Genomic DNA, 13,087 nt, shown 5'->3' on the forward strand with positions numbered 1-13,087 from the left:
GGACATGGCAACCAAGAACTACCGTCCCTACACCCCCTCCCGTCGCAGCATGAGCACGCTGGACTTCGCGGAGATCACGCGCGATGCTCCGGAGAAGTCGTTGGTCCGGCCCCTCAAGAAGACGGGCGGCCGCAACCATCACGGGCGCATCACGTCGCGCTTCCGTGGCGGCGGCCACAAGCGCCGCTACCGCGTCATCGACTTCCGTCGCCGCGACAAGGAGGGCGTGCCCGCCAAGGTCGCCAGCATCGAGTACGACCCGAACCGTAGCGCCAACATCGCGCTGCTGCACTACGTCGACGGCGAGAAGCGCTACGTGCTCGCGCCGGACAAGCTGGCGGTCGGCAGCACCATCGTCGCCGGCGCCGAGGCCGAGCCGGAGCTCGGCAACGCCATGCCGCTGCGGTTCATCCCCGTCGGCGCCGTCGTGCACGCCGTGGAGCTGCTGCCCGGCAAGGGCGCGCAGCTCGCGCGCTCCGCCGGCACGAGCATCCAGATCCAGGGCCGCGACGCCACGTACGTCACCCTGCGGCTGCCGTCGGGTGAACTGCGCAAGGTCCACGGGGAGTGCTACGCCACCATCGGCGTCGTGGGCAACTCGGACCACAAGAACGTCGTCTACGGCAAGGCCGGCCGCACGCGGTGGTATGGGCGCAAGCCGCACCAGCGCGGTCGCGCCATGAACCCGGTCGACCACCCGCACGGCGGTGGCGAGGGACGCTCCACCGGCGGACGCCCGCCCGTCAGCCCGTGGGGTCAGAAGGCCAAGGGCCTCAAGACCCGCGACAAGCGCAAGGGTTCGAGCCGCTTCATCGTGCGGCGCCGGAAGGGAAGCTGACAATGGCGCGTAGCCTCAAGAAGGGACCGTTCGTCGACGGCCACCTGCTCAAGAAGATCGACGCCGCCAACGCCTCCGGCGACCGCCGCGTCATCAAGACCTGGAGCCGCCGCAGCACGGTGGTGCCCGAGATGGTCGGTCACACCATCGGCGTCTACAACGGCAGGCAGCACGTCCCCGTCTTCGTTCAGGAGACCATGGTCGGGCACAAGCTCGGCGAGTTCTCGCCGACCCGTTCGTTCCGCGGCCACTCCGGCTCGCGGAAGGAGTGACCGTGGCTCAGCAAGCCAAGGCCTCGCTGCGCATGCTGCGCGTCACCCCGCGCAAGACGCGCCTCGTGGCCGATCTCATCCGCGGCAAGGACGTGAGCAAGGCGGAGGACATCCTGCGCTTCACGGACAAGCGCTCCGCCAAGCCCATGCTCAAGGTGCTCCAGAGCGCCAAGGCGAACGCGGTCAACAACCACGACATGTTCGAGGACAGCCTCTTCGTCAAGGCGATCGAGGTCAGCGAAGGGCCGACGCTCAAGCGCTTCCTCGCGCGCGCCCGCGGGCGCGCCGACCTGATGCGCAAGCGCACGTGCAGTATCTCGATCACGCTGGAGGAACGTAGTGGGAAATAAGATCAACCCCGTCGGGTTCAGGCTGGGCGTCAACAAGGAGCCGTCCGCTCACTGGTACGCCGCGCCGGCCGACTACCCCCGCCTCCTGCAGGAGGACGAGCTCATCCGCGCGACGGTGCTCAAGGACGTCGGCCACTCCGGCGTCTCGCGCATCGACATCGAGCGGGCGGCTCACAACATCAACGTCACCATCCATACGGCCAAGCCGGGCGTGGTCATCGGGCGCGGCGGCGAGGCCATCAAGGCCCTGCGCACCAAGCTGAGCGCGAAGATCCCGGGCACCATCGGCGTCAACGTGCAGGAGGTCGCCAACCCCAACACGAACGCCGCGCTCATCGCCCAGCGCATCGCCGAGCAGCTCGAGCGCCGCTTCGCGTTCCGCAGGGCCATGAAGCAGGCCGTGCAGCGCACGATGGAGTCCGGCGCCAGGGGCGTCAAGGTCCGGTGCTCCGGTCGCCTCGGCGGCACCGAGCAGGCCCGCCCGGAATGGTACGCGGACGGCCGGGTGCCGCTGCAGACCTTGCGCGCCGACATCGATTACGGCACCGCGCGCGCCAACACCACGTACGGCGTCATCGGCGTGAAGGCGTGGGTCTTCCACGGCGAGATCGTCGGCGACAAGCAGCGCAAGGCCGCCGTCCTCCCGCGACCGAAGGTCGACGACGACAAGAAGCGCCGTCGCCGCCCCGCCGGTCCGCGCCGCCGCGACGGCGCCGGTCGCCCGGGCGCCCCAGCCGGTGCGCGCGACGCGCGCCCGCGCGCCAGGAAGGAGCGTGGCTGAGCCATGTTGCTACCGAAGCGCGTCAAGTACCGCAAGCAGATGCGCGGCCGGATGACGGGCGCCACCAAGGGTGGCGACTACGTCGCTTTCGGCGACTACGGCCTCGTGGCCCTGGAGCCGGCCTGGATCAAGTCCAACCAGATCGAGGCCGTGCGCGTGACCATGAGCCGCTTCTTCCGCCGTGGTGGTAAGATCTACGTTCGCATCTTCCCTGACAAGCCCGTCACGAAGAAGCCGCAGGAAGTTCGAATGGGTAAGGGGAAGGGCGCGGTGGAGTACTGGGTCAGCGTGGTGAAGCCGGGCCGGGTCATGTTCGAGGTCGCCAACGTGACCGAGGAGCAGGCCAAGGAGGCTTTCCGTCTCGCCGCCCACAAGCTCCCCATCAAGGTGAAGATGGTGAAGCGGGAGATCTACGATGAAGCCCAGTGACGTCCGCAACATGAGCGCGGGCGAGATCGAGGCCGAGGTCGAGAAGCGCCGTGAGGAGCTCTTCGACCTGCGCATCCAGTCCGCCGTCGGCCACACCAGCAACCCGCGCAGGGCACGGGTGGCCAAGCGGGAGATCGCACGCCTCCTGACCATCGCCAAGGAGAAGGCCGAGGGAACACGGTGAAGGTTACGAAGACCATGCAGGGCCGCGTCGTCAGCGACAAGGCCGACAAGACGGTGACGGTCAACGTGGAGCGGCGCTTCAAGCACCCCCTCTACGGCAAGGTCGTCACGGTCTCCAAGCGCTACCTGGCGCACGACGAGAAGAACACCTACCAGGTAGGCGACCTCGTCGAGATCGCGGCCAGCCGGCCCATCAGCCGCCGCAAGCGCTTCGTCGTCTCGCGCTTGATCGAGAAGGCGCGCGCGTAAGCGGGAGTGAGCTGACATGATCCAACAGGAAACCTTCCTCGACGTGGCCGACAACTCCGGCGCTCGCACCATCCAGTGCATCCGCGTGCTCGGCACCGGTCAGCAGTGGGTCGGCTCGGTCGGCGACGTGATCGTGGCGGCCGTCAAGGACGCCATCCCCCACGCCGCCGTGAAGAAGGGCGACGTCGTCAAGGCCGTCATCGTGCGCACGAAGAAGGAAGTCAACCGCAAGGACGGCTCCTCGATCCGCTTCGACACGAACGCCGCCGTGATCCTCAACGCTCAGAACGAGCCGCGCGGCACCCGCGTCTTCGGACCCGTCGCGCGCGAGCTGCGCGAGAAGAAGTTCATGCGCATCGTGTCCCTCGCCCCGGAGGTGCTGTGAATGTCACGCGTCAAGACGCGTATCAAGAAGGGCGATAACGTCAAGGTGATCGCCGGCAAGCACAAGGGCTCGAGCGGCGAGGTCATCTCGGTCGACCGCGAGGCCGGTCGCGTCCTCGTCAAGAACGTCAACATCATCCGCAAGGCCCAGCGTCCCACCCAGGAGAACCCGCGCGGGGGCTTCGTCGAGCAGGAAGCGTCGCTCCATCTGAGCAACGTCCAGCTCCTCGACCCCAAGACGGGCACCCCGACCCGCATCGCGTACCGCCTGCAGGACGACGGCACCAAGGTGCGCGTGGCCGTCAAGTCCGGCGCGCAGCTGGACGAGTGAGAGTAATGGAGAAGATAGAACTCCCCATCAAGAAGCGTTACGCCGCCATCCGGCCCCAGCTCGAGGAGCGGCACGGCTACCAGAACCCGATGGCCGTTCCGCGCATCGAGAAGATCGTCGTCAACATGGGCGTCGGCGAGGCCCGCGAGGACTCCAAGGTCATCGACAAGGCCTCCAAGGAGATCGCGGCCATCACGCTGCAGCGTCCGGCCGTCACCCGCGCCAAGAAGTCGGTCTCGAACTTCAAGGTCAGGGCAGGCATGCCCGTTGGCCTGCGCGTCACGCTGCGCGGCGTGCGCATGTGGTCGTTCCTCGACCGCCTCGTCAACATCGCGCTCCCCCGCGTCCGCGACTTCCGCGGCGTGCCGACGAACAGCTTCGACGGGCGCGGCAACTACAGCCTAGGGATCCGGGAGCAGATGGTGTTCCCAGAGATCAGCTACGACCAGGTCGACGCGACCCGCGGGTTCGACGTCACCATCGTCACGACGGCCAAGACCGACGAGGAAGCGCGTTCGCTCCTCGAACTCCTCGGCATGCCGTTCAGGAAGTAAGGGAGGAGGGAAGAGTGGCAACCAAGGCTCACGTAGCCAAGTCCAAGCGCACCCCGAAGTTCTCCGTCCGCGCCGGCAACCGTTGTTCGCGTTGCGGCCGTTCGCGCGCCTACCTGCGCGACTTCGGCGTATGCCGCATCTGCATGCGCGAGATGGCGCATCTCGGGCATCTGCCCGGCGTCGTCAAGGCGAGCTGGTGACGGGAGTGGCTGCGTCGCCAAGCAGCGCAGCCACGCGGACGACCGGTTGCGGCGACGGGCCGCGACCGACCGGCGCCGGTCGGCGCCTGGCACAGGTCAGGACCAAGCGAGAAGAAGCAATCCCGGGGAAGAGGTCTGCGCGCACGCGCCGAAACCGCCCCCACGGAGGAAGGTAAATGCAGACGGATCCAATCGCAGACATGCTCACGCGCATCCGCAACGCCGTGGCCAAGGCCGAAGCGAGCGTCGATGTGCCGGCGAGCAAGTTCAAGCTGGCCCTCGGCCGGCTCCTGGTGGCGGAGGGCTACCTCAAGTCGATCGATGCGGTAGACGTCGAGGGCAAGCCCTACTTGCGCATCGGCCTCAAGTACGGCCACAAGCGCTCGCCCGTCATCCACTCCATCAAGCGCGTCTCCACCCCCGGCCGTCGCGCCTACGCCAAGGCCGAGCACGTCCCGGTCGTCCGCGGCGGCCTCGGCCTCGCCGTCATCTCCACCTCGCGCGGCCTCCTCGCCGACCGCGAAGCTCGCCGCAACAACGTCGGTGGCGAGATCGTCTGTGAGGTGTGGTGATGTCGCGCATCGGCCGCTCGCCCATCCGCCTGCCCAAAGGCGTCGAGACCAGGCTCACGGAGCCGGGCAAGGTGTCGGTCAAGGGCCCCAAGGGCAGCCTCGAGGTCGTCTTCAGCCCGCGCCTTGAAGTCAAGGAAGAGGCCGGCGCCCTCAACGTCGCGCGTCCGAGCGACAACCGCGACGACCGCGCCCAGCACGGCCTCGCGCGCACGCTGATCGCCAACGCCGTCACCGGCGTGACGGAAGGGTACGAGAAGAAGCTCGAGATCCACGGCGTCGGCTTCCGCTGCGCCAACAAGGGCTCGAACCTGGAGCTGACCATCGGCTACTCGCACCCGGTCGTCGTCGAGGCCCCCAAGGGCATCACCATCCAGGCGACGGAGCCGACGCGCATCACCGTGAGCGGCATCGACAAGCAGCTCGTCGGCCAGGTGGCCGCCAACATCCGCGCCCTGCGCCCGCCCGACTCCTATCACGGCAAGGGCATCAGGTACGCGGGTGAAACCGTCCGACTCAAGCCCGGCAAGTCCGCGGCGCGCTGAAGCGGGGCAGGGTAGATCATGAGCATGAACGTATCCGTACGCAAGGAACGCCGCGCCAACCGCACCCGCAGGCGGCTCAAGCGCCCGGTGCACACCGAGCGCCTGCGCCTCTCCGTGTTCCGCAGCGCCAAGCACATCTACGCCCAAGTGATCGACGACGAGCAGGGCCGCACCGTGGCGGAAGCCAACAGCAAGGCGCTCGCCCCTCAGGGCAACAAGACGGAGCAGGCCAAGGCAGTCGGCAAGCTCCTCGCGGAGCGCGCCGTCGCTGCCGGTGTCAAGAGCGTCGTCTTCGACCGCGGTTCCTTCAGGTACCACGGTCGCGTCAAGGCCCTCGCTGAAGGGGCCCGTGAAGGAGGCCTCGAGTTCTGATGGCTGATACCGACTTCGAAGACAAGGTCATCTTCATCCGGCGCACCGCCAAGACGTACAAGGGCGGCAGGCGGTTCCGGTTCGGCGCCATGGTCGTCATCGGCGACCGCAACGGTCGCGTCGGCGTCGGCCTCGGGAAGGCCAGGGAAGTCCCGGTGGCCGTTCAGAAGGGCCAGTACGTCGCGCGCCGCAACATCATCAACGTGCCCATCGAGGAGCCGGGCACCGTGCCGCACGAGGTCCTGGGCGAGCACGGCACCAGCCGCGTGATGCTCAAGCCCGCGGGCGCCGGCACCGGCGTCATCGCCGGCAGCGTGCCGCGCGCCATCGTCGAGCTGGCCGGCTACAGCAACCTCCTCACGAAGGAGCTCGGCAGCCGCAACCAGACCAACGTGGCCTACGCGGTCATCGACGGCCTCAAGCAGCTCCGTACCTTCGACGAGGCCAAGCGCATCAGGGAGTCGGCGGAATGAAGGTCAAGCTCGTCCGCAGCCTGATCGGCACGACCAAGGCCCAGCGCGGCACGGCCAACGCCCTCGGGCTGAGGAAGATCGGCGACGTGCGCGAGATCGTCGACAACGAGTCGACGCGCGGCATGGTCAAGAAGGTCGAACACCTGCTCGCCATCGAAGGGGAGAAGCGGTGAAGCTCAACGAACTAAGCCCGGCACCGGGCTCGAAGAAGACGCGCAAGCGCGTCGGTCGCGGCCTCGGGAGCGGCCGCGGCAAGACGGCCGGTCGCGGCCAGAAGGGTCAGACCAGCCGCTCAGGCCATAGCCAAGGGGCGGGCTGGGAAGGCGGGCGCTCGCGCCTGATCATGCGGCTGCCGAAGCGCGGCTTCACGCGCGTGAAGGAGCCCCTCCAGCTCGTCAACCTCCGCGATCTCAACGCCTTCGCGGCCGGCGAGTCCATCGACGCCGCCAAGCTCGTCGCGTCCGGCCTCGTGCGCCGTGTCGACCACCGCGTCAAGCTCCTGGCCGACGGCGAGCTCGAGGTCAAGGGCCTCACCATCACCGTCGACGCCGCCTCGAAGGGCGCGCTCGCCGCGGTGGAAGCCGCCGGCGGCAAGGTCGTCCTGACCTCGACCGGCGAGGGAGCCTAAACATGCTTAAGGCTTTCCGCAATGCTCTGGTCATCCCGGACTTGCGGGCCAAGCTGCTCGTCACCATAGGCCTGCTGGCCGCTTACCGCCTGATGGTCCACATCCCGACGCCGGGCGTGGACGTCCAGGCGCTCAAGGCCGGCGCCCTAGGCGGCGGCGTCTTCTCCCTGCTCAACTTCATCTCGGGCGGCAACTTCGAGGTCTTCTCGATCGCCGCGCTCGGCGTGATCCCCTACATCACGGCGAGCATCATCATCCAGCTCCTCCAGAGCACGTACCCGCCCCTCGAGAAGCTCTCGAAGGAAGGGGAAGAAGGCCGGCGCAAGATCACGCAGTACACGCGCCTCGGCGCCACCGCGCTCGGCGCCATCCAGGCGCTCTTCCTCGCGATCGCCCTGATCGGACCGTCCGGCGCGCTCAAGGTCGGCTGGAGCAACGGGCCGTTCTTCTGGTTCGTGGTCCTCGTCACGCAGGTAGCCGGCATCACCGTCGTCATGTGGCTTGGCGAGAAGATCACGGAGTACGGCATCGGCAACGGCATCTCGCTGATCATCTACGCCGGCATCGTGGCCGCCTTCCCCGGCGCGCTCGGTCAGCAGTTCGCCCTCATCGGCGCCGGCGAGGCCAACGTCTTCGGCCTCCTCTTCTACGTCGTCCTCCTCGTGGTCGCCATCGCCGGCATGGTGCTGGTGCAGCAGGCCGAACGGCGCATCCCGGTCCAGTACGCCCGCAAGGTCGTTGGGCGCAAGGTCATGGGCGGTCAGACGACGTACATCCCCTTGCGGCTCAACGCGGCCGGCGTCATCCCGATCATCTTCGCCGTGGCCATCCTCGTGCTGCCGCAGACGATCCTCGGGGCCTTCCCCGAGATCGCCTGGATGCAGTCGCTCGCCAGCTGGTTCAACCCGAGCCAGTGGCAGGGCCTGCTCCTCAGCACGCTCCTGATCGTCGGGTTCACGTACTTCTACACCCAGATCTCGTTCGATCCGAGGCGCATCAGCGAGAACCTCCGCGAGTACGGCGGCTTCGTGCCGGGCGTGCGCCCCGGCCAGCAGACGACCGAGCACCTGACCCGCATCACCAACCGCATCACCCTCTGGGGCGCGCTGTTCCTCGGTCTGGTCAACGCCCTGCCGCAGGCCTTCTCCTGGCTCACGGGCCAGCAGCAGCTCTCGTTCGTCTTCTCCGGCACCGGCCTCCTGATCATGGTGGGCGTCGCCCTGGACACGTTGCGGCAGCTCGAGTCGCAGCTCATGATGCGCCACTACGAGGGCTTCGTGGCCAAGGGTCGCATCCGGGGCCGCGGGAGGCGCTTCTAGGTGCCTAGCCAAGACCACGAGGTCGTGCTGCTCATGGGCCCTCCCGGGGCGGGGAAGGGCACGCAGGCCAACCTGCTCGCCTCCGAGCGCGGCCTCGAGCAGCTCTCGACGGGCGCCATGCTTCGCGCCCACGTGCAAGGCGGCACGGAGCTCGGTAAGCGCGCCAAGGTCATCATGGACTCCGGCGCCCTCGTCCCCGACGACATCATCATCGGCATGGTGAGGGCCGAGCTCGACCGCATGCGACCCATCCGGGTCCTGCTGGACGGCTTCCCGCGCACCACCGTGCAAGCCGAGGCCTTGGACGACCTGCTGGCCAGCTACGGCGCGGGCATCGATTCCGCCATCGAGCTGGTCGTCCCGGAGTCGGAGCTCGTCAGGCGCCTCCTCGGCCGCGCCGCGGCCGAAGGCCGTTCGGACGACAACGAGGACACCATCCGTACGCGGATGCGGGTATACCTCGACCAGACGCGACCGCTCCTCGACTACTACGCTGCGCAAGGCAAGCTCAGGAGCGTCGACGGCATCGGCACTACCGGTGAGGTCTTCGACCGGGTCGTCGGCGCCCTCGGAGCGGAGCGGGCATGATAGTCAAGCGCCGCAGCGAGCTCGAGGTCATGGCCGAAGCCGCGGTGATCAACCGCGAGGCCCTCGAGGTCGTCGAGCGTGCCGTGACGCCTGGCGTCACGACGCGCGAGTTGAACGCGCTTGCTGAAGATGCTATCCTCTCGCGCGGTGGTAAGCCGGCGTTCAAGGGTTACAACGGCTTCCCCGCCACGATCTGCGCCAGCCCCAACGAGGTCGTCGTCCACGGTTTCCCGGACGACCGGCCGTTGGCGGAGGGCGACATAATCTCGATCGACATCGGGACGTTCTATCGCGGGTACGCGGCCGACATGGCCCGCACCTACCCCGTTGGCAACGTCTCGGTCGATGCCGAACGGCTCCTCGCTGTCACCCAGCGGTCCTTGACCGCCGGCATCGAGCGGGCCCAAGCAGGCGGCCGACTAGGCGACGTATCCGCGGCCATACAGGACGTCGTCGAAGCGGCAGGTTTCTGGGTAGTACGGGAGTTCGTAGGTCACGGCATCGGTCGCGACTTCCACGAAGGCCCCGAGGTGCCCAACTTCGGTCGTGCCGGTACCGGACCTGTTCTCCGTCCCGGCCTCGTCCTCGCGATAGAGCCCATGGTGGCTCAGCGGCGCGCACGCGTCGTGATCGCGGACGACGGCTGGACGGCCTCCACCGAGAACAGGTGCCTCGCGGCACATTTCGAGCACACCGTAGCCATCACGGAAGATGGTCCTTGGGTGCTTACGGCAAGCGGCAGTGGGACGAAGGTCATGCCCACCGCCAGGGGAGGTGTGCATGGCGCGTAAGAGTTCGGGTCCGCCCAGAAGGCCACGCGTTGAACGTCAGGAAGAGACGACGCAAGACACTATCCGCACCGAAGGCGTGGTACTTGAAGCGCGCCCCAACACGACCTTCTTGGTCCAGTTGGACGCAGGGCCCGAGATCCTTGCCCACGTTGGTGGCAAGATGCGCCGTCACTACATCCGCATCCTTCCCGGCGATCGCGTCGTGTTGGAGATCAGCACCTACGACCCCGAGAAGGGTCGCATCGTCTACCGCAAGTAGGAGAGTTGGAGCATGAAAGTCAGGGCTTCAGTGAAACCAATGTGTGATAAGTGCAAGGTCATCCGTCGGCACGGCCGGGTCTACGTCATCTGCCCGAGCAACCCGACGCATAAGCAAAGGCAGGGCTGAGAGTGGCGCGTATCGCGGGCGTAGACCTGCCTAGGGACAAGCGCATCGAAGCGGCCCTCCCGTACATCTACGGTATCGGCTGGAGCCGGTCCGTCGAGATCCTCACCAAGGCCGAGGTCGATCCGAGCACGCGCGTCAAGGACCTCACCGAGACCGAGGTCAGCCGCCTTCGCGAGATCGTCGACCGCGACTACAAGGTCGAGGGCGACCTGCGCCGCGAGGTGCAGCTGAACATCAAGCGCCTCATGGACATCGGCTGCTACCGCGGGCTCAGGCACCGCCGCGGCCTGCCGGTCCGTGGGCAGTCGACGAAGACGAACGCGCGTACCCGCAAGGGCCCGCGTCGCACCGTGGCCGGCAAGAAGAAGGCCCCGAAGAAGTAAGGACGCGCTGACTAATGGCCAAGCCGACTACCAAGAACACGAAGAAGCGGGTCAAGCGCTCCATCTCGGAGGGCAAGGCGTTCATCCACGCTTCCTACAACAACACCATCGTGACCATCACGGACATGGACGGCAACACCGTGGCGTGGTCCTCCTCGGGCTCCATCGGTTACAAGGGCTCGAAGAAGGGCACGCCGTACGCCGCCCAGCTCGCCGCCGCCGACGCGACCCGCAAGGCTCAGAACATGGGCGTCTCGCAGGTCGACATCGTCATCCGTGGCACGGGCTCCGGCCGTGAGCAGGCCATCCGCTCCATCCAGGCCACGGGCGTGAACGTCCGCACCATCATCGACGACACCCCCACCCCCCACAACGGCTGCCGCCCGCGCAAGCGGAAGCGCCCCTGAGTCTAGGGCGCGGCCCCGTGCTGGGGGCCTAGGAGAAACATGGGTCGATACAGAGGACCGATAGTCAAGATCTGCAGGCGCGAAGGCGCCAACCTGGTGGAGACGCCCAAGGTGCAGCGCTACATGGAGAAGCACCCCTACCCGCCCGGCCAGCACGGCCAGCGCCGTCGCCGCAAGCCGAGCGACTACGGGGTGCGCCTGCGCGAGAAGCAGAAGCTGCGCTTCTACTACAACATGAGCGAGAGGCAGTTCCACAACCTCTTCGAGGAGGCCAACCGCGCCGAAGGCTCGACGGGCACCGTCTTCCTCCAGCTCCTCGAGTCGCGCCTCGACAACGTGGTCTACCGCCTCGGCATCGCCTACACGCGGCGCCAGGCGCGCCAGTTCGTCGCTCACGGGCACATCCTCGTGAACGGCAAGCGCGTCGACGTCCCGTCTTACAGCGTGCGCCCCGGCGACACCATCGAGGTCTCCGCCAAGGCGAAGAAGAACGGCGTCATCCAGGCCAACATCGAGGACCGCAAGCGGGGCAAGCTGAACCCCTGGCTGGAGTTCGACTCGGAGACCATGAAGGGCCGCTTCCTGCACCGCCCTTCCCGCGAGGACATCATGGTTCCGGTCAACGAGCTCCAGGTCATCGAGTACTACTCGCGCTGAGCGGCGAGCGCACCAACTAAGTCGCTACCGAGGAGGTACCGGTGCACATCATCCCAGAGTTCAAAGCCAAGGTCTCGGGCAGCTACGGCGAGTTCGTCGTCGAGCCGCTACCGCGCGGCTACGGCGTCACGCTCGGCAACCCGCTCAGGCGCATCCTGCTCTCGTCCGTGCCTGGCACGGCGGTCACGAGCGTCTACATCGAGGACGTCCTGCACGAGTTCTCGACCATCGACGGGGTCAAGGAGGATGTCATGCAGATCATCCTCAACCTCAAGGACCTGGTCGTGAAGATGCACGACGAGGACCCCGTCACGCTCACGCTGCGCGCCGACCAGCCCGGCGCGGTCACGGCCGCCATGTTCGACGTGCCCTCGACCGCGGAGGTCGTGAACCCCGACCTGCACATCGCCACCCTCTCGAAGGGCGGCCGGCTCGTCATGGAAGTACGCGTCGAGCGGGGCGTCGGGTACGTGCCCGCCGAGGTGCACGGCACCAAGGACCGCATCAACTCCATCCCCGTCGACGCCATCTACACGCCTGTCCGGCGTGTGGCCTACCGCGTCGAGGACACCCGCGTCGGCCAGAAGACCGACCTTGACCGCCTCACCCTGCGCGTCTGGACCGACGGTAGCGTCGACCCGCGCGACGCGCTCGACGTCGCGGTCGAGACGCTGCGCGCCCAGCTCAACGTGTTCAGCGGCGACGGCGGCCTCGAGGAAGAGCCGGCCCCCGTACTGGTCATCCCCAACGGCAAGGTGGAAGAGCAGAGCACGCCGGTCGAGGAGGTCACGATCAGCTTGGAGAGCCTCGACCTGTCCAGCCGCGTCCTGCACTCGCTGCAAGAAGAGGGGATCGACTCCGTCAACGCCCTCCTCGCGCTCTCCGAGCGCGACCTGAAGAAGGTCGGCGGCGTCGGCGAGAAGTCGCTCGAAGAGATCAAGGAGCGCCTTGCGGCGCGCGGATACAACCTAAAGGAGTGACCTAGATGCGCCATATGATGCGCGGCCGCAAGTTGAGCCGCTCCAGCAGCCACCGTTCCGCCCTGGCCCGCAGCCAGGCGACGGCGCTGTTGCGGCACGGCCGGATCAAGACCACGGTGACGAAGGCGAAGAGCCTCCAGCCGTTCGTGGAGAAGCTCATCACGACCGCGCGCGGCGGCGACCTGCACGCTCGCCGGCTCGTGGCACGCGAGATCCACGATCTCGACGTCCAACGCAAGCTCATGCAGGAGATCGCCCCCCGCTACGCGCAGCGCGCGGGCGGCTACACGCGCATCTACCGCCTCACCACCAGGCGTGGCGACGGCGTGCAGGAAGCGTTCATCGAACTCGTCAACGACTGAGGCGCTTCCGAGCGCTCGAGTGAGTGCGCCCCCGGCATCCGCATGCCGGGGGCG

Annotated in this window: 27 protein-coding genes; all 27 read left to right on the forward strand. The window is 67.4% G+C overall.

Annotated elements, in window-relative coordinates; genetic code table 11:
• Positions 1–4 precede the first annotated feature (4 nt).
• The gene (gene rplB, locus M9914_08285; protein ID MCO5174176.1) at positions 5–838 is read left to right on the forward strand and encodes a 50S ribosomal protein L2; all 834 of its coding nucleotides are present in this window, start codon (positions 5–7) and stop codon (positions 836–838) included.
• 2 nt (positions 839–840) lie between these two features.
• Complete coding sequence (rpsS, locus tag M9914_08290; protein MCO5174177.1) at positions 841–1,110, forward strand: 30S ribosomal protein S19; 270 nt, start codon at positions 841–843, stop codon at positions 1,108–1,110.
• A gap of 32 nt (positions 1,111–1,142) precedes the next feature.
• Positions 1,143–1,460, forward strand: a complete 318-nt coding sequence (rplV, locus tag M9914_08295; protein MCO5174178.1) for a 50S ribosomal protein L22 — start codon at positions 1,143–1,145, stop codon at positions 1,458–1,460.
• Positions 1,450–2,241 carry a 30S ribosomal protein S3 gene (gene rpsC / locus M9914_08300; GenBank protein MCO5174179.1) on the forward strand — a complete coding sequence of 264 codons (792 nt, stop codon included), beginning with the start codon at positions 1,450–1,452 and terminating at the stop codon, positions 2,239–2,241. Before rplV ends, rpsC begins: the two co-directional genes overlap by 11 nt.
• A 3-nt stretch (positions 2,242–2,244) precedes the next feature.
• Positions 2,245–2,670 (forward strand): 50S ribosomal protein L16, encoded by a 426-nt coding sequence (gene rplP / locus M9914_08305; protein ID MCO5174180.1) that lies wholly within the window; start codon positions 2,245–2,247, stop codon positions 2,668–2,670.
• Positions 2,657–2,854 (forward strand): 50S ribosomal protein L29, encoded by a 198-nt coding sequence (rpmC, locus tag M9914_08310; protein MCO5174181.1) that lies wholly within the window; start codon positions 2,657–2,659, stop codon positions 2,852–2,854. The genes rplP and rpmC overlap by 14 nt, the downstream gene beginning before the upstream one ends.
• A gap of 14 nt (positions 2,855–2,868) precedes the next feature.
• The gene (rpsQ, locus tag M9914_08315; GenBank protein MCO5174182.1) at positions 2,869–3,102 is read left to right on the forward strand and encodes a 30S ribosomal protein S17; all 234 of its coding nucleotides are present in this window, start codon (positions 2,869–2,871) and stop codon (positions 3,100–3,102) included.
• 16 nt (positions 3,103–3,118) lie between these two features.
• Positions 3,119–3,487, forward strand: a complete 369-nt coding sequence (rplN, locus tag M9914_08320) for a 50S ribosomal protein L14 (GenBank protein ID MCO5174183.1) — start codon at positions 3,119–3,121, stop codon at positions 3,485–3,487.
• Positions 3,488–3,817, forward strand: coding sequence for a 50S ribosomal protein L24 (gene rplX, locus M9914_08325; GenBank protein ID MCO5174184.1), 330 nt, complete (start codon positions 3,488–3,490; stop codon positions 3,815–3,817).
• Between the two features lie 89 nt (positions 3,818–3,906).
• Positions 3,907–4,371, forward strand: a complete 465-nt coding sequence (rplE, locus tag M9914_08330) for a 50S ribosomal protein L5 (protein MCO5174185.1) — start codon at positions 3,907–3,909, stop codon at positions 4,369–4,371.
• 14 nt (positions 4,372–4,385) lie between these two features.
• A complete protein-coding gene (locus M9914_08335) occupies positions 4,386–4,571 on the forward strand; it encodes a type Z 30S ribosomal protein S14 (GenBank protein MCO5174186.1) in 186 nt (61 codons plus the stop codon).
• A 176-nt stretch (positions 4,572–4,747) separates the two neighbouring features.
• A complete protein-coding gene (gene rpsH / locus M9914_08340; protein ID MCO5174187.1) occupies positions 4,748–5,143 on the forward strand; it encodes a 30S ribosomal protein S8 in 396 nt (131 codons plus the stop codon).
• Positions 5,143–5,685 (forward strand): 50S ribosomal protein L6, encoded by a 543-nt coding sequence (gene rplF / locus M9914_08345; protein MCO5174188.1) that lies wholly within the window; start codon positions 5,143–5,145, stop codon positions 5,683–5,685. The genes rpsH and rplF overlap by 1 nt, the downstream gene beginning before the upstream one ends.
• Positions 5,686–5,703: 18 nt before the next feature.
• The gene (gene rplR / locus M9914_08350) at positions 5,704–6,057 is read left to right on the forward strand and encodes a 50S ribosomal protein L18 (GenBank protein MCO5174189.1); all 354 of its coding nucleotides are present in this window, start codon (positions 5,704–5,706) and stop codon (positions 6,055–6,057) included.
• Complete coding sequence (gene rpsE / locus M9914_08355; protein MCO5174190.1) at positions 6,057–6,530, forward strand: 30S ribosomal protein S5; 474 nt, start codon at positions 6,057–6,059, stop codon at positions 6,528–6,530. The genes rplR and rpsE overlap by 1 nt, the downstream gene beginning before the upstream one ends.
• The gene (gene rpmD / locus M9914_08360) at positions 6,527–6,703 is read left to right on the forward strand and encodes a 50S ribosomal protein L30 (protein ID MCO5174191.1); all 177 of its coding nucleotides are present in this window, start codon (positions 6,527–6,529) and stop codon (positions 6,701–6,703) included. Before rpsE ends, rpmD begins: the two co-directional genes overlap by 4 nt.
• Positions 6,700–7,158 carry a 50S ribosomal protein L15 gene (gene rplO / locus M9914_08365; GenBank protein ID MCO5174192.1) on the forward strand — a complete coding sequence of 153 codons (459 nt, stop codon included), beginning with the start codon at positions 6,700–6,702 and terminating at the stop codon, positions 7,156–7,158. The genes rpmD and rplO overlap by 4 nt, the downstream gene beginning before the upstream one ends.
• Before the next feature lie 2 nt (positions 7,159–7,160).
• Entirely contained in the window at positions 7,161–8,477 is a 1,317-nt protein-coding gene (gene secY / locus M9914_08370) for a preprotein translocase subunit SecY (GenBank protein ID MCO5174193.1), read from the forward strand.
• The gene (locus M9914_08375; protein ID MCO5174194.1) at positions 8,478–9,065 is read left to right on the forward strand and encodes an adenylate kinase; all 588 of its coding nucleotides are present in this window, start codon (positions 8,478–8,480) and stop codon (positions 9,063–9,065) included.
• Positions 9,062–9,856, forward strand: a complete 795-nt coding sequence (map, locus tag M9914_08380; protein ID MCO5174195.1) for a type I methionyl aminopeptidase — start codon at positions 9,062–9,064, stop codon at positions 9,854–9,856. The genes M9914_08375 and map overlap by 4 nt, the downstream gene beginning before the upstream one ends.
• Positions 9,846–10,115, forward strand: coding sequence for a translation initiation factor IF-1 (infA, locus tag M9914_08385; GenBank protein ID MCO5174196.1), 270 nt, complete (start codon positions 9,846–9,848; stop codon positions 10,113–10,115). Before map ends, infA begins: the two co-directional genes overlap by 11 nt.
• Before the next feature lie 12 nt (positions 10,116–10,127).
• Positions 10,128–10,244, forward strand: coding sequence for a 50S ribosomal protein L36 (rpmJ, locus tag M9914_08390; protein MCO5174197.1), 117 nt, complete (start codon positions 10,128–10,130; stop codon positions 10,242–10,244).
• 2 nt (positions 10,245–10,246) lie between these two features.
• On the forward strand, positions 10,247–10,627 hold the full coding sequence (gene rpsM, locus M9914_08395; protein ID MCO5174198.1) for a 30S ribosomal protein S13: 381 nt from the start codon (positions 10,247–10,249) through the stop codon (positions 10,625–10,627).
• A 14-nt stretch (positions 10,628–10,641) separates the two neighbouring features.
• Positions 10,642–11,034, forward strand: coding sequence for a 30S ribosomal protein S11 (rpsK, locus tag M9914_08400; protein ID MCO5174199.1), 393 nt, complete (start codon positions 10,642–10,644; stop codon positions 11,032–11,034).
• 39 nt (positions 11,035–11,073) lie between these two features.
• Complete coding sequence (gene rpsD / locus M9914_08405) at positions 11,074–11,691, forward strand: 30S ribosomal protein S4 (protein ID MCO5174200.1); 618 nt, start codon at positions 11,074–11,076, stop codon at positions 11,689–11,691.
• A 41-nt stretch (positions 11,692–11,732) separates the two neighbouring features.
• A complete protein-coding gene (locus M9914_08410) occupies positions 11,733–12,671 on the forward strand; it encodes a DNA-directed RNA polymerase subunit alpha (GenBank protein MCO5174201.1) in 939 nt (312 codons plus the stop codon).
• A gap of 17 nt (positions 12,672–12,688) precedes the next feature.
• Positions 12,689–13,033 carry a 50S ribosomal protein L17 gene (rplQ, locus tag M9914_08415; GenBank protein ID MCO5174202.1) on the forward strand — a complete coding sequence of 115 codons (345 nt, stop codon included), beginning with the start codon at positions 12,689–12,691 and terminating at the stop codon, positions 13,031–13,033.
• Positions 13,034–13,087: the final 54 nt, after the last annotated feature.

Source organism: Trueperaceae bacterium, from assembly GCA_023954415.1.
GTDB lineage: Bacteria > Deinococcota > Deinococci > Deinococcales > Trueperaceae > JAAYYF01.